The organism is Marisediminitalea oceani (genome assembly GCF_003731635.1).
In the GTDB taxonomy this organism is placed as follows: Bacteria; Pseudomonadota; Gammaproteobacteria; order Enterobacterales; family Alteromonadaceae; genus Alteromonas; species Alteromonas oceani.
In genome coordinates this window covers 110,746-128,841 of sequence record NZ_RCUA01000032.1, presented here as the reverse complement: position 1 = coordinate 128,841, position 18,096 = coordinate 110,746, and the positions used below count along the sequence as shown (strand labels likewise).

At 38.0% G+C, this 18,096-nt stretch carries 16 protein-coding genes; 6 read left to right on the top strand and 10 right to left on the bottom strand.

The genetic code is table 11. The annotated features are described in order from the left end of the window. Positions 1–97: 97 nt before the first annotated feature. The gene (locus D9T21_RS10005) at positions 98–1,195 is read left to right on the top strand and encodes a cysteine desulfurase family protein (RefSeq protein ID WP_123324813.1); all 1,098 of its coding nucleotides are present in this window, start codon (positions 98–100) and stop codon (positions 1,193–1,195) included. A gap of 68 nt (positions 1,196–1,263) precedes the next feature. Here D9T21_RS10005 and D9T21_RS10000 read toward each other — a convergent pair whose 3' ends face one another. Genes D9T21_RS10000 through D9T21_RS09990 form a run of 3 tightly spaced genes read right to left on the bottom strand, consistent with a single transcriptional unit; the run spans position 1,264 to position 6,577 of the window. Further along, positions 1,264–2,382 (bottom strand): phosphoadenosine phosphosulfate reductase domain-containing protein, encoded by a 1,119-nt coding sequence (locus tag D9T21_RS10000; RefSeq protein WP_123324812.1) that lies wholly within the window; start codon positions 2,380–2,382, stop codon positions 1,264–1,266. A gap of 14 nt (positions 2,383–2,396) precedes the next feature. Further along, a complete protein-coding gene (locus D9T21_RS09995; protein ID WP_123324811.1) occupies positions 2,397–5,621 on the bottom strand; it encodes a P-loop NTPase family protein in 3,225 nt (1,074 codons plus the stop codon). After that, entirely contained in the window at positions 5,618–6,577 is a 960-nt protein-coding gene (locus D9T21_RS09990; protein WP_123324810.1) for a DUF4007 family protein, read from the bottom strand. Before D9T21_RS09990 ends, D9T21_RS09995 begins: the two co-directional genes overlap by 4 nt. Positions 6,578–6,989: 412 nt before the next feature. On the opposite strand from D9T21_RS09990, the gene D9T21_RS09985 reads away from it, so the two are divergent. From D9T21_RS09985 to D9T21_RS23265, 5 genes are read left to right on the top strand one after another with little or no spacing between them, the layout of a single operon-like run. After that, complete coding sequence (locus tag D9T21_RS09985) at positions 6,990–9,218, top strand: DEAD/DEAH box helicase family protein (protein WP_123324809.1); 2,229 nt, start codon at positions 6,990–6,992, stop codon at positions 9,216–9,218. Continuing rightward, entirely contained in the window at positions 9,208–9,408 is a 201-nt protein-coding gene (locus D9T21_RS09980) for a hypothetical protein (RefSeq protein ID WP_123324808.1), read from the top strand. The genes D9T21_RS09985 and D9T21_RS09980 overlap by 11 nt, the downstream gene beginning before the upstream one ends. Beyond that, on the top strand, positions 9,402–11,435 hold the full coding sequence (locus D9T21_RS09975) for an AAA family ATPase (protein ID WP_123324807.1): 2,034 nt from the start codon (positions 9,402–9,404) through the stop codon (positions 11,433–11,435). The genes D9T21_RS09980 and D9T21_RS09975 overlap by 7 nt, the downstream gene beginning before the upstream one ends. After that, complete coding sequence (locus D9T21_RS09970) at positions 11,428–11,910, top strand: hypothetical protein (protein WP_123324806.1); 483 nt, start codon at positions 11,428–11,430, stop codon at positions 11,908–11,910. The genes D9T21_RS09975 and D9T21_RS09970 overlap by 8 nt, the downstream gene beginning before the upstream one ends. 1 nt (position 11,911) lies before the next feature. Next, positions 11,912–12,124 carry an EF-hand domain-containing protein gene (locus tag D9T21_RS23265; RefSeq protein ID WP_123324805.1) on the top strand — a complete coding sequence of 71 codons (213 nt, stop codon included), beginning with the start codon at positions 11,912–11,914 and terminating at the stop codon, positions 12,122–12,124. Between the two features lie 59 nt (positions 12,125–12,183). Here D9T21_RS23265 and D9T21_RS09960 read toward each other — a convergent pair whose 3' ends face one another. The 7 genes from D9T21_RS09960 to D9T21_RS09935 all read right to left on the bottom strand — a co-directional run bounded on the left by D9T21_RS09960 (position 12,184) and on the right by D9T21_RS09935 (position 18,090). Continuing rightward, a complete protein-coding gene (locus D9T21_RS09960) occupies positions 12,184–14,061 on the bottom strand; it encodes a DNA phosphorothioation-associated putative methyltransferase (protein WP_123324804.1) in 1,878 nt (625 codons plus the stop codon). A 426-nt stretch (positions 14,062–14,487) separates the two neighbouring features. Further along, complete coding sequence (locus tag D9T21_RS23260; protein WP_123324803.1) at positions 14,488–14,742, bottom strand: HigA family addiction module antitoxin; 255 nt, start codon at positions 14,740–14,742, stop codon at positions 14,488–14,490. Between the two features lie 139 nt (positions 14,743–14,881). Further along, entirely contained in the window at positions 14,882–15,307 is a 426-nt protein-coding gene (locus tag D9T21_RS09950; RefSeq protein WP_164464636.1) for a hypothetical protein, read from the bottom strand. A gap of 11 nt (positions 15,308–15,318) precedes the next feature. Further along, positions 15,319–16,008 (bottom strand): hypothetical protein, encoded by a 690-nt coding sequence (locus D9T21_RS09945; protein WP_123324801.1) that lies wholly within the window; start codon positions 16,006–16,008, stop codon positions 15,319–15,321. Positions 16,009–16,095: 87 nt separating this feature from the next. Then, positions 16,096–16,413, bottom strand: coding sequence for a hypothetical protein (locus D9T21_RS22715; protein ID WP_164464635.1), 318 nt, complete (start codon positions 16,411–16,413; stop codon positions 16,096–16,098). Positions 16,414–16,495: 82 nt separating this feature from the next. Then, the gene (locus D9T21_RS09940) at positions 16,496–16,873 is read right to left on the bottom strand and encodes a hypothetical protein (RefSeq protein WP_123324800.1); all 378 of its coding nucleotides are present in this window, start codon (positions 16,871–16,873) and stop codon (positions 16,496–16,498) included. Positions 16,874–17,139: 266 nt separating this feature from the next. Further along, on the bottom strand, positions 17,140–18,090 hold the full coding sequence (locus tag D9T21_RS09935; RefSeq protein ID WP_123324799.1) for an IS30 family transposase: 951 nt from the start codon (positions 18,088–18,090) through the stop codon (positions 17,140–17,142). Positions 18,091–18,096: the final 6 nt, after the last annotated feature.

The following is an 18,096-nucleotide window of genomic DNA, read 5'->3' as shown; positions in this document are numbered from 1 at the left end:
AAACAGTGAATTCTATAACTGTATTTCTGTTTACATTGGCGTTAACCCAAGCAAAATATTAATATAGAAATCAGACTTATATTGATTAGGTATTTGAATGCTATATTTTGACTCTGCCGGTTCATTTCCGCTTTTAGATGCCGCCAAAAAAGCGCTAATCGACGAGCTTTCAAATAGCGCAAACCCATCATCAGATCATGAATGCGGCTTGCAGGCAGCACAAAAGGTTGAAAATGTTAGGGAAGAAATTGCAGATACCATCGGGGCTTACCCAAGCGAGATAATTTTTACCAGCGGTGCTACCGAGTCTAATAACCTTGCTTTGAAAAGCATCCTTAATGTAAATCAACAGAAACGACACATTATCACCAGCAAAACTGAGCACAAATGTATTTTAAGCATTTGTAGCTATCTGGAACAACAAGGTTTCCAAGTTACCTATTTAAGCCCAAACAAGGACGGTATTATTGAGCAAGAAGCAGTGCGGAACACCATAACAGACAACACTGCTCTGGTTTCGATAATGCACGTTAATAATGAACTTGGAACAATTAACCCCATTCGCGAGATAGGAAAAATTTGTTTTGATTATAACGTTCCTTTCCATACCGACGCAGCCCAAAGTTTTGGAAAGTTAGACATAGACGTCGATGACTTAAATATTGATTTTATGTCAATCTCTGCTCATAAAATTGGAGGCCCTAAAGGCATCGGTGCTATTTACGTTAGAGAAGCTAGAAACAAAAATATTGTTCCTGTTATCCATGGCGCTGGACAAGAAATGGGTTTAAGAGGTGGAACTCTGCCGTCACCTCTCATTGTATCGTTTGGAAAAGCTCTTAGTACCTTCCCAACTCTATACACAAAACATAATTTCCTTTCTTTGAAAAAGTGTCTGAGAGAAGAGCTTATTCGACAGGAGATTCCCTTCATAGAGAACGGGGCTGATACTCTACCTCATATTTTGTCATTAACGTTCCCAACAATTGATATTACTACGTTTATTCAAAGAACTAGCGATTTATTTTGTATTGCACAGGGTTCTGCATGTTCTTCGAAAGAGGTAGAACCATCACATGTCCTTAGAAGTATATCTCTAAACAGAGACTTAGCACAAAGAACTATTAGACTAAGCTTAGACTTTGAGTCAACCCCTAGTTCACTCATGAAATTTGCAGAAGAACTGGGGCGTTGAGGCATCAATTACACATTACCTGTACTACCAATTAAGAATGACCACGTCAGCCATCCCACCGGATGCTTCTATTTATAACAAGTAACACAAGCACCACCACCTTCAGCTTGGTCATAAATTTCGTCCATAACGTCAACGTCAGAAAAGTAGATGATTTTTTGTAGTGGGTTTCTTGCTCTTTGTCTTTCTTGCTTTTTCACAAAACGATCATAACGCTTTTTATGGTTTTCCAAGATCTTTTGCTTTCGTTCTTCATCTTCAAGAACTGAAAGAGGCGTCCCCTTACCTAACCAATAAAACGTACCGTCTGGTCTTTCGTCTTCAGCAGCTTTCTCGTATTGTTTGGCTTCTTCATATGCATCAGGATAAATTTCCATTAATCGAAGCCATTCAATTTTTTGTTGATAAAAGCAAAATGTACAACCACTTCGAGATCGCCAGCCATAATAGCCAGGTTTACCTTGATCCATCGCACTCACTACCTTTGCAAGTGTAGATACATCGATATTCGAGCCATAATATGGATGATTAGGGTTTGACTTTATAAGTTTTAATCTTTGCTCAAAATGTCCAAAGAGAAGCTCTTCTGGCAACATTTGCTCTATGCCATTGCAGCCTAACTTTACTTCCCTGAAAGCTTTAACTTCTTCATCATCGCTATACAAATCAGCTTGTTGCAAGATATTGAGTATATCCTGACGATTTAAACCATCTTCTCTGAAAGGCATTTTGATGGTTATAAACTCTTCCGTTACATTGTTTGTTAAGAAACCATCACGTTCGGGTTCGTCGGCACGAATACCAACATAAGAAATTATTTCGGTAAAACCTTCCTCTTCTATTTTCTTCTTAACCCATTGCTCAAAAGGCACTAATTTCATTTGAATAGTGCACCAACGAGCTTGAGGGGAAGGTAAATAATTCTTATGCTGTTCTAAATGATAGTCGAAGTCTTTCTTCTTTCGGTTAGATGTAAAGACTTCTTCATACGGGTCAATGATTTCCTTTCCCAGGTAACCTCTCAATTTATCGATAAAAATGTTTACTTCTGGTAGTTCTTTACCTGTATCAGTGAAGTAATAATGAATATCGAGATCTGGATAGTTGTCCCTCATATACATGGCTAGCGCAGCACTATCCTTTCCACCAGATAGACCTAAAACATGTAACGTTTTGTTAGAATCCAAGGCTTTAAATCTCCTTAATTTAGCTCGTCCAATAACGCCACTAACAATGCACGCTTCTTATTCACATCCAACCCATCAAGTGACTTAGTGATAGAGGACACCTGGCTCTGAAATTCTCGCTTTATTAACAAAGAGTCCATATCTTTAAATTCTGCACGATGCGCAGCCAATTTGAATTTTTCAACTAATTCAGGTAGTTCAGATGAAGCACGATTGATTGCAAGGTCATCCCAATTTCTTTCCGATTTAGATGAAAGCAATGAAATAATGTTTGATACCCAGCTATTATCTCCATCTCTACGCTCACTCAATCGCTGCGAAAATGATTTCAGTTTATGATCGTGAGTAAAGCTAATTACAGCTTCGCAAACATCTGAGGAAATCAACTTTTCTCCAAATGCCTTTCTAATCGTCATCTCAAAATTGGATATCATCTCTTGGTGAGCGTTCCGCAGTGAGAGTAATAAATCTTCTACTTGTAATATAGTGATATTGTCCAATGCCGTCTCAAAAATCGATGGTATTGCTTTGAACAGATAATCATGTGGATCCGAGGCTTTTCTTGTGATTTCTATGAATTTACGCCCTTTTGCTGGCACATTTTTAGTCGCAACTGTCCAACTAGACAGCTTCGAGAAGAATGTAACAAAACCTTCTGCAATTCTTAGGGGAGTAACTTCTTTTGCGTACCCAAATTCATTGCCTGTCACTAAATCAAGAGCCTCCGCCAACTTGTTTAGATACGCTGTTTTTCCTTGGTCTATTTGAATAGCTTGTACAGCGACGCTTTGAGGCTTCTGAAAAAGCTTCAAGGCAAACTCGTCATCAGGTTGAGTTATGAAAATCACTTCCCCTGTAGACTCATTTTTATCGTAAAACGCATAGTCTTTCATATGCTGTAGCACGAAGGCCATGAGCCAAACTGTACGAATCCCTTTCGTTAAACCATAAGGTGGAGCTGCCCAGTAGGCGTCTATTTCAGATAACCAAACCGGTGATTGAGCTTTCAATACTAACTGCTCGTGAGTGTTATGGAATAATTGATCTACGAGTTCATTTTCATCTCTAATAAACTCAACAAATCCCCACTCTGCGTTTTTTTCCTGGGCGTGTATTCCAAAGTTTTTCAAACACGAAAAATATAGTCCTTTTTCAGCAGGGAAAGTATCTTCAGGCAGCCCTAATAGCTCTTGATCGTAGTTCTCCGCCATCGCCAGCACTAACTTTTTAATTGCTGCGTTAGCACTACCAGAAGGCTTGTTACGGTTAACTAGTTCGTTAATGATAACTGGAGATTGAGGGTAAATTTCGTCTGCAAATTTAGAAACAAGTGAATTTAGATTCTTGTCATTGTATGACTTACCACAATACAACCACTCTGCTTTATTAAAGATTACTTCTAACTCACTTTCCAAAGCTCTATCGTTGGCTTGAAGTCTGCTCGTAATTTCTTCTTTGGCAATCTTGTCATGCGCCAAAGCTTTATTAATTTTTAAAATTTTTCTAAGAGCTATCTGCTCAATAGCGAGACTTTTTAAACTCTCTGGTGTTACATTACGACCGAGCACAATCCTTTTGTGTACATTTGAAGACCGATTTAAAGCTTGAAGTGTAGAAACAGATGTTGGAACAAAGAAGTACAAAAAGGGTTCATTATCTTTTGGGATTTCAGAAATATTGTCAACCGAACTGATATTACGCTCACTAAGCAAAGTAACATCAGCCCATCTCATCGTTCCTTTCTTATGATAGTGTGCAGTTGCTAAAACATGCTTGGTTGATTGAATCTCTGCAACCCAATCAATACCATCCTTGATAGCATCTACGGTTGATGTTACCAATTCGTTGACATCAATATCGCTTCCCTGAAATATAGCTAAAGCTTTGTATTGATCTCTATAAATTAGTACCTTCCAAGCTTCTAGATCCTTAATTGCTGCCTTGACTTTGGATTTAGTATAACCCAGTTCATTAAAATAATTTTCCAGGAATTCACGTTTGGCAAATAATTGATGTTGAAAGCCAAACATCGTAATAAGGGCTACGGTTTTAGTAATGGCCTCATGCAACTCATGGCCATCTAAAGATGCTCGGTAGATTGCATCTTTCGCTTCCAACCATATTTTACCGTCTCTACTGGCTGAGATGATGTGGTCTAAGTTAACGGTTAGATACTGCCAAAATAAGTTTGCATTATATAATCGCAACTCAGAGCTTTGAGAGTCATCTTTATAGAAGGTATTAATAAATTGATTGAAGCTTAGCTTTTCGTTAGAAGCTAAAAATCCAAACAAGCTTCGCTCGTTTTGAGAAAAAGAACGCTTAGAAATCGGTCCTAAAAGTAAGCTGACCACGGGATCTATTGGAAGTGCATTTCTTAGAGATGACAAAACATTTCGTTTTTGGACGAGGTATTTACTAACAACATCGACCAACCCTGTATATTTCTCCGCTAATTTATTTCGAGAAATGTCATCAGCAACAACCGTTTCACCAATCAGAACTAAAGACTCATCAATTGATGGTGAGTAGGCTATATCTCTATAGCGCCCTTGAACTTTCCCCCACTCCCTTTGAATATGAGAAGTCATTGAGCGAGCATATTCAGCGAAAGATTGGTGTAAGAAGCCGACTAAAACCACTTGAGTGTTACTTTTTTCTATCGTATCAGCTAATTCTTGGAAGAAATGTAAGTCTTTGTTTTCACGAGATTGGTAATCAAGCGCCTTACCCATCTCATCGAGTAAAATAAGGACTCCATCATCACTTTTAGCAGCGTTAGAAAGTGATGTATCAATTAAGTCTATATAGTCATGATCTGATTTATTTGCTGGAGCAGATGAGTTTTCAAGAGCCTGTAAAATGCTGTTTGCTAACCCTTCAGCAGGAGAATCTAGGCCACATACGTGCTTTACTATCCTCCAGCCCTTTTTTAGACCTAATTCATTTATAAAGCTGCTGCTTGGATCCGCTGCTAATAATTTTTTCTGCGCAAAATCTCGATCCTTCTTACAACCCGAAAGAAGCAATGACATGAAAAGAGCAAATGTTGACTTACCTGTTCCATAGGTGCCTGTGAGAGTAAAACACCTTTGGCTAGTATTCCTAACTTCTTTACCGAGCGTATCTAATGTACTCAACGCTGTTCCGTGAAGTACAAAATTCTCTACGAATGTCTTTGAATCTACTGCACCGTCTATTCTCGTAGAGCTTTTATAATTTTGCTTAATTCTTATCACTTCGCGCCTCTGTAATAATCATCGAGAATGAAGTGGTAGTTTTCATTTTCACTAAATTTTTTCATTAATCGCACTTGTCGCATTCCCTGGGTATCCGTTTCGACGAATAGTTCAGGATATTTTCTTACTGCATTATCTAACTGTATGCCGAGACCTCGCTCAGACAGTCTGAAGATTTTTCCGGGAGAACACTGATCTGACAGTAATGAGTCAAAACCTATTGTATCTGTTCTCTTAATGTCTTTCAGAAAGCGTAATAACGCATATGAAAATATCTCTGTAGGCAAACTAGAACGTTCTTCTAACAAAGAAGAATAAGCACCTTTACCTAAGTCTTTGATAAGACCAAGCTCAATTAATGGTGATGCAAAATGTTCTTCGCCAATATTCCCTGACTTCTTACCAGTTGAAGACGCCTTTCGTGCGTAGGATTGTAGGAAGCAATCAACATCTTTTTTGATGGTACTATCATTAACCTCTTTTCCACATAACGAATTGATATCATGTGAAATATCGTAAGTTAACTTTTCCTTTTCAAAATTCTGCATAGGAGATAAGTTGAAAAAATAGCGATATGAAGTTAGGACATCTTCGTCAAAGTTGAGAAGGAAATGAATTAGCCAAATACTGCCTGTCTTTTCGAGAAAAGGATCATTTGCAGCATCATTACTGCTTCGCGAAGTTAGTGTATCTGACGGCAAAAATAGATACTTACCTATTTCAGTTAAGCTCTGAGAGGCGTCATTTTTTTGCGTCTTTATCACCGAGCACGCTTCACTCCAGTAGCGAATTGCGTTCACCATGTTTTTACCAACACCTAGCTCAACGATTGCGTCTTGTACATCTTCGTTATTTGAGGTGCTTAGTTTTGTTTTTTTATTCAATAAGTTGACTGATTTATAAAGCCAGCCATATCTTAAAGGGAATGTCTCGTGTCCTGAGAACTTAGGTTCCATACCATCTTGCCTACTGGAGAATTTGTCCAAGGGAAGATTGTAACTATACAGATATAGCAAGCAAGCAGAAAATTCATGAACTGTGAAAAAGTTGGAATATGGTTCTTTACCGGCTACCTCTCGCTTAGCAATAAACGCACATATCCTAACTAGGCTTTACGAGGAATTTAAATCACTGTAAAACTTTAGTCTAATAGCTTATTTTTTGCACCTCTAAGTGATTTTATTTCAATATAATCATTATGTTATGAAATTCTAGAATGTTTCGAGATTAGTTTTTCTGAGCAACTAATACGCTAAGTATACCTTTAAGTTGTAAGGTATAGATGTGGGAGATAACTCAAAAAACAACAACATTAATGTTTTTCATATTGCGCCATCAACATTGTAATAGTAAGGTCGATTGTTATCTATGGAGGATGTGGGTATAAAAGGATTGAATGAAGTAAACAACTATCCAGGTTTCAAATCATTACATCTAAAACACGTTTACCGTACTGGTGATGATGATATTTATCTCGACTTTTATAAAAAAGTTTTAAGTAAAGCTGTTAATTATGACAGGGCTGTTGGCTATTTCTCTTCGTCAATCTTAGCTGCAAATCTTAAAGGATTGAGTTCTCTAATTAGTTCAAATGGTAAAATGCGACTAATAATCGGTCATCCACTTGAGCGAGATGAATTCGAGGCCATTCGTAATGTCATAAACTATCCCCTAGAACTGTCTCAAAAATACACCAATACCCTTCTCGATTGGATTAAACAAGACAAAGATGTAACAACTAAAAGGCTAGACTTACTAGCCATATTAATTGCGTCTGGTCGTTTAGAGATAAAGTTTGCTTTCCGAAGAGCAGGGATGTATCACGAAAAAATTGGGATTGTGCATGATAAAAATAATGACATTGTTGTATTTCAAGGTTCCGCAAATGAAACGCCCTCAGGAATGTTTGAGCATCTCAACGCGGAATCTATTAGTGTTTATAAAAGCTGGGAAACCGAGTTATATGATGCGTATGGTGTAAGTTATTATGAAGGCTTCCGTAAATTGTGGGCTGGAGAGCAAAAAAATACCTATATAGTAGATATTAATTCAGAGTTTTATGAAAAAGTGGCGGATTATGTCGAGAATTCTTCATTATTGCAGAGCTTTACGTTGAATGATTTCTCTGATTTTGAAGAGCAAATTTTACAGTACGAGTCTCAACAAGCAAATCTAACGACTAAGACAACACCGTACATACCAGAATATTTGAATGGACATAAATTTAATATTAAGGAACACCAAAGAGCAGCTCTCAATAAATGGAGAGCGAACAATTATAGAGGCATATTGAAGCTAGCTACTGGCTCTGGAAAAACAATCACTTCCATATACGGCGCAGTAAAGGTTTATGAAACTCTAAAAAAGCAAAACAGAAGCCTCTGTCTAATAATCGCTGTTCCATATATCGAACTTGCTAATCAATGGGTGGAAAACTTATTAGATTTTGGGATTACAAGTCACAAATGTTTCAACAATAAAAGCAGTTGGCTGCCAAATATTGAGGACGCCGTAACAGCGTTTAATATGGGTTTAAAAGACTTTTTATGTGTCGTTGTTGTTAACCGAACTTTAGTATCAAGCAATTTCCAAAAAATAATCTCTAACATAAATCAGAAAAGTCTAATGTTCGTCGGGGACGAATGTCACAATCATGGCTCGTCAAACATGCGGACTCTACTTCCCGACGCAGATTTTCGAATGGGATTGTCTGCAACACCGTTTAGAAGTGATGATGATGAAATAGAGTCAATGTTTCCGAACACATCAAAAGAAAATCTCTTGAATTATTATGGAGAAGTAGTCGCAGAGTATGGTTTAGGTGATGCGATCAATGACGAGATTTTAACTCCTTATGATTACCATCTAGTACCTGTATATCTAAATGCAGAGGAACAAGAAAAATTTGAAGATTTATCCGAGAAGATTACTTCAATAATAACGAAATCTGGTGGTAACCTGAAAAAAGAAGACAAGGATAAGCTAACAATCTACTGTGGACAAAGAAGTCGTCTCCTTGGGTCCGCATCAGATAAGTTACATAAACTAGATTCATTGGTAGCTCAAATTCCTTCGGGACAAAGAAAGTTGACGCTTTTTTATGCAGGAGAAGGTAAACCATTCCAACATGACGATAACGACGATGAAGAAGATTTTAAAGTCATCGATCATGTATCAAAAGTGCTATTTAAGAATGGGTGGAAGACATCCCAATTTACAAGCTCTATCAATAATGTGGAAAGAAAGAAACTCATGGATGCGTTTAAGGATGAGGCTATAGATGCACTGGTTGCTATGAAAGTTCTCGACGAAGGGATTGATGTTCCAGCTTGCCAAACAGCTGTAATTCTCTCTAGCACAAGAAATCCAAGACAATATGTGCAAAGGAGAGGCAGAGTCTTAAGAAAGTTTCCGAAAAAAAGTAAGGCGATCATTTACGACTTCATAGTTTTGCCAAACTCCGATTTTAGCCAACCTGCATCAAAAAAATTAATTTCTGCCGAAATGGAGAGGATAGGTGATTTTCTTCTTCTAGCCGACAACAAGCTGGAAGTTGAAAATCAATTAGAAAACCTAGGATTGTATTATGACATCTAAATCAGAATTAGAAAAAATGTTTAAAGAAGCAGCGAAGGATTATGATGAAACTACGCCTTTGAAGGAGCTTACGTCTTCGATAATAAATATAGAGCGAAAATATGTATATGGTGAAGCGAGTTCAAATAATCGCCTGAAGCTAATAAGAGAGTTGATTGAAGACGCTAGAAAAAAAGGTGATATATGTTAATTGAAAAAATCATCATCAATAACTTTAGGCAGTTTTACGGTGAGCAAACACTTTATTTTTCAACCGACGAAAATAAAAATGTCACTCTTATTCATGCTGAAAATGGTGTCGGAAAAACCGCTTTGTTAAATGCGATTCTTTGGTGCTTTTTCAAATCTTTTACTCCCAACTTCAAAGACCCAACAGTTTTGTTGAATAACTCTGCGAAAGATGAAGGGATAAAGAACTATAAGGTCGAGATCGAATTCGAAGAAGAAGGAAAGAAATACTCAGTACAAAGATCTTATAGCACTGTTAGCCAAGACACTTTCAGGATATACATTGTTGAAGACGGAAACTTTAAGGAAATATCAAACCCAGATACTTTTATAAACTCCATTATCCCGAAAGACATGGCAAGCTATTTCTTTTTTCAAGGTGAAGGTGTCGGATCATTTACTAGCAAACATGGTGGTAAGCAAATAAAAGAGGCTATACAAAAAATACTCGGTTTTACAGTTGCTAAACATGCCTTGGAAGATATTAAAAAAGTTAAAAGTGAGTACAGTAGGTCTTTACAGCGAGCAGATAAAGATGGGGAAATTGCAACTATTCAAAAAAGCATTGATGACTTGCAGTCAACTCTTACTGAAGATAAAAAGAGACTTGAGAGTAAAAAGGAATCAGTAGAGCGTTATGATAGTGAGATAAAAAAAATTGATTCGCAGCTCGCGAATTCAAATAGCGAAGTTATAAAAGCTAAAAATCGAGAACGAGCTAGTGCAGAAAAGGATCTTAAAGAAGCGAAATCTAACTTACTACGATTTGAAAATAACCGAGCTTCACTAATAAAAAGATATGCTGCATACATATTTGCCTATGATATATCAATTGAAGCTTTAGATTTCATAGCTCAAGACGAATTTCAAACTACTATACCATCACCATACAATGAAACCTTAGTCCGAAAGATACTTAAAGAAACCCAATGCATTTGTGGTGCTGATATTTCCGTAGGTAGTGAAGCATATAATAGGATTCATGACTTACTCAAAACTGCTTCGGATCCAGACCAGGAGCGCAGAGTTATTGGTGCTCAGGGAATATTGAAAGATCTAAATAGGAAGTCGTCTGAAGCTAAAGAAGAATTTGAGTTTAACCTTAAAAACATCGCTATTTGTAGAGAAAATGTCAGTAAGTTTGAGGAAAGACTTAAAAATATTTCTGTTGAAATTCAAGGTACAAGAGACATAGCTGACATTCGAGAATTAGAGAACAGAAGAAGCCAATACCAATTGAGATTAAATGAAGAGTATAGGTCAATAGGTAATATCGAAAGAAAAGTGAAAGAAAATTCGCTTCTATTAGATCGAAAAAGAAGTGAAATTTTGAGATTACAATCTAGTTCAACTGAGGTGAATAAGTATCGAGAACTAGAAAAAATAGCACAAAGTGTAGAAAACACAATAGAATCCACTCTTAATTCCACACAGCAAAATGTGGAACTAAGAATAATGGAAAAAGTAAATTTATTTTTATCGAAATTCGTAAGGCAAGATTATAAGGCTAAAATGAATCCTAATAGTTTCGATATTAGATTGTACGATAGAAATGATGTTCAAGTAGCAGAAAGTGATGGTCAAGCATTACTGTTAAGTCTAACCTTTATATCTTCTTTAATTGAATTAGCCAGAGAAAGAAAAAATGCATCTGGTCAAATTCTTACTCCAGGTGCTATTGCTCCCTTTATCATAGACGCACCGTTTGGTGTTCTTGATAATAAGTACAAAGGGAATGTTGCTAAAGCGATCCCATCTTCTGTTGGTCAAGTTGTATTTTTCCTGTCTTCTAGTCATTGGGAAGGCACTGTAGAGGAAAATATAAGAGGTCGTGTTGGATTGGAATATAACTTAGTCGCAGAAGTACAAGCTGAACAAGAGAATAAGTCAGAAGACTTCATATCAATCTTGGGTAAAAGTTATCCCACAGTTAGATATCAATGCGCTGTTGATCGCACTTTAATCGAAAAGGTTGGTTCATATGTTTAAAGAACAAAAGAATTGGCGTGATATACAAGTTTATCGAGATAGAAAGCATGAGCCTTTGGTAGAGAAGCTGACACAAGGTGATCATGTTATTTTTAACCATAACAAAGATCTAATGGTATTTGCTGCAATGGTTGGTTATTCGAATAATAAATTTGAGGCAGTTGGTTCAGACAAAATTCAAATAACTCTAGGCACTTACTTTAATACTCAACAAGATACCTTTATATACTTATTGGCATTATTGAAGAAGCAAGACGCTGCATGTTTAAAACTCGAGAATTTAAATGATGCGGTTAAAGTATTCGAGGGATACTGTAATTCTGGCTTATCTATTATCAGTAGCTGGATGGATGAAAACCCTGGAGATCCGACAGGTATCGAAACATTAGAAAAGAAAATCATTGAAAAAGCACTTAAAAATGAACTAAAGAAAAGTGAGAAGCTAGATAACGAAAACTTGGACGTGGATTTTTAAAATGGATAAATTACGTGAATTGTTTGACTTTTTTGACAGTAATTCAGATGGCTATATATCGAAGAAAGAATTAATAGAGTTAGCTGATGTTCTACTAAACGAAAGGGGTTTGGGTAAAAGCTCCCGAATCCTTAGGGAGTTCGATTTCAATCAAGACAATAAAATTGACTTTGAGGAGTTCACCGCTTTCGCGCGAGTTCATTTAATTGATTGAGCACCCACGCATGATTGTAGTACTAGCAATTAGTAACTAATGCTAGTACTACAACTAATTTATCTTTCAACTTCAACATAACAGGATTTATCATTTAGACGGTTGATATTACTTGAATTGATATAATCAAAAAAATCAATATCTTGCTCTGCCATTTTGATCTTCACCCTTTCCTTCAATTTCGGAAATTCCTCTTTTTCGAAGTTTTCATATCCAAGCAAAGTAACTTTACCAGATGTAATATGAAGCTTAACCAATTGGATGTCTTCTAGATCTCCATATAGCTGTAATGCCGCACCTACATAAACTCTCAGAAGAAGAGGCAATGCATCGATATAAGTTTTATGAACTGTTAGTGAATGCGGTTTTCCGCTTTCATGCTCTAGTTTACTAGCAGGTAAGGATTCATTTGCAAAAATACATTCCGCTTCAATCTTATCTACATCTGCAATTTCAAATAGCAATTCAGTCGCTAGCGATTTAGCGGTTTTATAATCGCCAAAAAAAGCCTTTACATCACGTTTCACTTCTTCAGGCTGTTTAGTATAAGGTTTATGTTTGTCGAACAGACTCATCGAGAAATATAGGAGTAAATCCTCTTTTTTCATCAACTCTGCTGTTTTAAATTCTTCTTCAGAATAGAAATCTAAAGCCAGTTTAAAAGCTTTCTTGTGTGAACCTACAAGCTTTCTTACATCATCTGAATTCGAAAACTCATCGTTTGCAGGACACCTACCTAACACTAGACATTTAAGCCAAAATGCTTTGAATAACTCTTCGTTTTGCGCGAAAACAATTCTTAATTTTTCAGCATCAGTTGGTAACTGCGGGGAGGTCTTTTGTTGCCATTCATAAGTTCGCTGATATCGGTGCTTTTGGTATGTCTGCTCTAGCTCTTTGTCCTTGAATATAGCGAATATACCTGGCGCTAACGCAACCGCGTTATCTCCAATGACTGACTCAAGAAACCCTTTTATTTCACTTTGCGTGTAATACTTTTGAAAAGTGTTTCTTGAAGTTATTACACCGTCTTTATACGCAGTAAACTGTGAAATATAGCTTTCACTTGCTAACATGACAGATACTACAAGCATCTTTTGGGTAAATTCCCATGCTTGGAGAACAACATCAATTCTCTCATCTCTGTCTTCTATGACGTTTATAACGAAGCCTAGGTTCACAATATCACTTACGACTTTTTCAGACTCAGGGTAGAAGTTTGGGTCATATCCAACGGCATCAATACCATGAGCTTGGAGCTCAGTTAAGTCATCGCCTCTTCCACAGCCAAAATCAAATATCGAGTAGTCGCCATTCAGGAACCCATTTTTAGCTAACAACTTCATCGGAGCGGAAAGCTCATGTCTGACAATTGCTGTTTTATGCCTATCAACGACTTTATCGTCAGTCGTAGTACTCCCATTTCCTGATGATTTAGCTATACGGCCATTAATTAAGGTAAACCCTTTTTTCTCAATTAAATTTTTCCATGTTTCCTTAAAGCCAATGATCCGCGTATTTTCATATAAGCCAACATCTTCGCCTTCTTTGGTAATCTCACAAAAAAGGCCATACATCCCATGCGACTCTGGTACAAAAAGCTCTTTACGGTGAAGTATTGGTGGGTTCTCACTGTCCTTATAGGAAATTACTTTATGTTCAAGTTTTTTTAAGTCGACAGTTACAGCCTGTTCTAAAGCAGGATAGGAATCTTCATAAAAATCAGGGTAGTATAACAAAGACAGCTTGAATTCCTTCCTGGAAAATTTAGCAACATTCCATGAAGACACTTTCAGTGCATTCGCTACGATTTGGGTAAACTTACTCAAGGCGCCAGGAATCTCATCAAATGCATCAACATGGAGGTAGATTGCATCAGGTAATTTTTTTCCTAATTTTATGTCTTTTAATAATTTTTTAAATTTTTCATGATCCATGGATACGCCTCGGCTCCAACGTTCACTGTTCGTTAAGTCAAGCCATTCTTTTTGCTTCCTAAATACAGCACTATATGTCGAAACAAAAACAGCCTTTCAACCCGTTTTTGATTAACATGTGATCTCAGAATTTATAGTCAATGTTCAGGTTATATTATGCATATTACTTCTACAACGCCACCAAATTACCCTAACTGTACAATGATGTGTTCCTGTCACGAGATGCAATCGGATATTCAAGATTTAGGGTACCTCCAAGCTATTCTGTACACTTTCGTAAGCTCTCGGGGAATGCATTTTTAGTCCTGTTACATCGGGCATGGTTTATCTCTAATTTCGGAGACTTGAACCACCGCTCTTTCTATAGCCAACTTCCTCACAACAAAAACAACTTGTGTCTAGAGAAAAGCATGGTTGCCTTATGGATTATGTATAAAGGTTGTAGCTTTTCTGTAGATTAAGCCAGAAGCCTGATGAAATGCCAGTGACGCTCTCCAATTTTGTAGCCAAGGGGGTAGTAACAGTGGCCTCACCGTTGAGAAAGTTATTAAGATGAGATATCTTCAAATTTAGTGTCTTCGCAGCATCGGAGAGCTTAATATTATATCTATCAAGATAGTATCGTTTGAATACAACCCCGGGATGCTGAATTGGTAACCGATTACTTCGTAAAACAGGCATTTATATATCCTTTTTATTTCGCTTTGAACCGCCACTATTCACCAGAAAACTCACCAGTGCGGAACATTGATGCTCCCAAACCTTCGACTCAGATAACAGCTAAGAGCCAACACGCTGTAAACTACGAGTTTACAATGCCTTATTCTCTATTATGTGTATACGTGCGCACTTGGTAGGGCAGTAAGTCTTGTACTTGCCGGTGAATGTCTTCCCTAAGTCTCCACCTTAGTGCTAGCCCGTCACCGGAAAACTGTTTGACGTTTAGAATCGATCCAATGGGTAATAACTCGATATGACTTGAAGCCTCCCGAATCAGCTCATTAATCGTAGGGGTTATCGAGAGTCTTACATCACGGGTCACACAGTGAAAGGTCATTAATTTTTCTAAAACATACCCGGCTCTTGCTATCTCATTAATCCGGGTCAATTGAGTTATGTCCGGTATGAAGTCTTCGTACCAAATTGCTAAAGCAACGATAATAAGTGGCTCTGAAGATATATCTGAAAGTCGATTTTGTACTACTTCATTAAATGCTTGTTGAGCCTCACTTGTAGATTTGACCATAATGCTAACCATTATTTTAAAACGTCATTATGTGCTTCATATCGAGCGATAGAACAACTCAGCGCATCAATCAGCAGTAAATTACTGTCATAATCGTTTAGCAGGATTTCCATCGTCCTCAATGCCTTCGCATGCTCCTCTTCACTACCTATTTTGCTTAGTATTGGATATTTTCGGGACAAATTTCGACCCTCATCTCGGAGTTGGAGCAACTTGTTACTGGATTCCTGCATATATTCGGCTTCGAGAGGATCTGTAGTTAATATGTTGAATATATTATCTATTTCGAGGTTAGCTTCGATTTCAGGCTGTTCGCTTTGCTCTTTTATCGTTTGAGTAAATTCAGAACCACTTAATGCATCTTCCAGAACTTCGGTCGATTCATCTGCTCGATGTGATTGCGGAAACTTGTATTTACTGAGTAGTTCCTCTAGCTTGTATTTATTTGTGTTGAGAGAGCGCTTTCTGCACCATTCGATTGCGATTTTATCAAACGTTTTCGCAGGTATAGTCACTTCCATCGTAAATTGTGATGCCAATTTATCGTTAATGAATTTCTGCGTAATCGTCGTGTCAGCGGAGTGGGTTAATTGAATTACCGCCGGATTAGGGTTAACCTCATAATTGTCCCAATCATAGATACAATCCTGATAAGTTCCAACACCGTCTGCTGGCTCTGAAACCCATTCTTTTGTGCTCATAAGTGTAAGGTCCCTGTAGAGTTTGTATTGATGACTGACGAAATATAACTATTGTACATTGTATCTAGTCATAGAAATCCATTTTGACTACGACCCAGGTTCAGGGTATTGCTTTGTAAATATAAGTTTTCTAAAACGGCCGCTTCCTGGGTATAGGCTGAATGCTCGCCCTGTGACTTCCAGTTGTCCCTCGCGATAAAGCTGGTTGATTTTTGTTCTATACAGTGGCGAAAAATTGTCGATAGGTGAACTATCAGAGTTCCCCATTCCCGCGTAGTAGCCTAAATGGAAAGAACCATCATCCAAGGACATTAGTAATGAAGGTGAATGGATCTCCTCACTGGTCCAATGCTTTAAATTGTCCATTATTTCGTCAAAAGCATTATCTGTCATATTTTTATCCAATTATTAGTTCTGACATTGACTAAAGAATCGAAGTGTTACTTCCCGTTTTATCATTATGCCTGGAAATTAATATGCTGTGGTTTTACTGAAAATTACCAAGATTTCGTTCTTCCGCCCACTCAAGCAAAGCGTTAATTCCACGCCCCTGGTAGCGCCTCACGATTTCTGACGGCGTTAAATGTGAAAATGCTTCGAGCTGCTCATTCATGAACCAATTCCAGCACTCATTATCAGAAGTAAACCAAAGCCGCGCGGAATTTAAAAAGGTGTCAATTTCGCATAGCCTATTTAAGGCTTGCGCCCGATTTGCAGGATTATCGTTATCTAGTTCAGTAATCTCAAATGACAAACCTATAGAACGCAAAAAAGTAATCGTTCTTATTGAATAGGTCTGAGCCAATACATCTAAATTTTCGACAATCTTTTCGGGAGTGAAATTTATCTCGGAGCATTTAAACATGAGTACAGTAACCTAAAGCTAGTGTAGTGCTAATTACCAAACTTAGTTTTGGGTAACAGGCGATAAAAATTATCCTGAATTGGAATACCAGGCAAAATAAATCCATCTTCGTTATATAGGTATTATCCAATAAAGAGGGCCGAAAAAAAATACATCAAAATGATTCACACACCACAATCAAAATTTAAAAATAAAACACTTAAATTCATAACTTTAAGGTTTTTAGCTTACCGCGAATTCAACTCCGAAGTGCACCACTCGCTAAATTAGGCAGCCTTGCGTAATTCATTGAATACCGCGACAGGTTGCCTGAAGCCAAGGCACTTCCTCGGTCTGGCATTTAATGCCCGTTCAATCTCAGCAATCTGCCTGTTCGTTACTGTCCGTAAATCGGTGCCTTTACGTATGTATTGGCGAAGCAAACCGTTAAAGTTTTCATTCAGTCCGCGTTCCCAGGATGAATATGGGTTTGCGAAGTAAATATCCGTTTTAAGTTTCTCTGCGACCAGCTCGTGGTCACAGAATTCACTGCCGTTGTCCGCCGTGATAGATCGCACATGACTGCGATATTTCCACAACATGCCTACCATGGCACGGGCCACATCGGCTGCGCTTTTCGCAGGCACTTTGCGTATCAGATACAGCTTACTTTTACGCTCTACCAAGCTAACAATCGCGCCCGTTCCTTGCTTGCCCAAAACCGTGTCAGCTTCCCAGTCACCGAACCGCTCCTTCTTGTTCACGATAGCGGGACGATGTTCTATGCCAACGCGATTCGGGATAATCACACGCTTCGCGCGGTTACCTTTACGGTATCTTCGGTGACTCTGGCACAGTAGTTTATACAACTTGCCGCCGCGTAACTTGTCCCGCTGGACATAACCATAAATCCATTCGTGACTGACGGGATGACCGATGATTTTACCTACACCAGCAATCTGCTCAGGGCTCCACTTTTCGTTAAGCCCGAACTCAACAAAGGTAATCGTCAGTTCAAATATCCTGTACTTTGCGGCCTGACAACGTCGTTTTATTGTCTTCGCCTGAGCGACTTCCGGCAGGTAATGGCTATCCCGAATTCGATTGCGATTTACTTCCCGACTAATAGTGCTATGACTCACTCTCAGACGTTTTCCAATCTCCCGATAACTGAAACCCTCGCGCAAGTAGGCCTCAATCTGGTATCGTTGTCCCTCGATCAACTGCTTGTAACTCATGGTAAC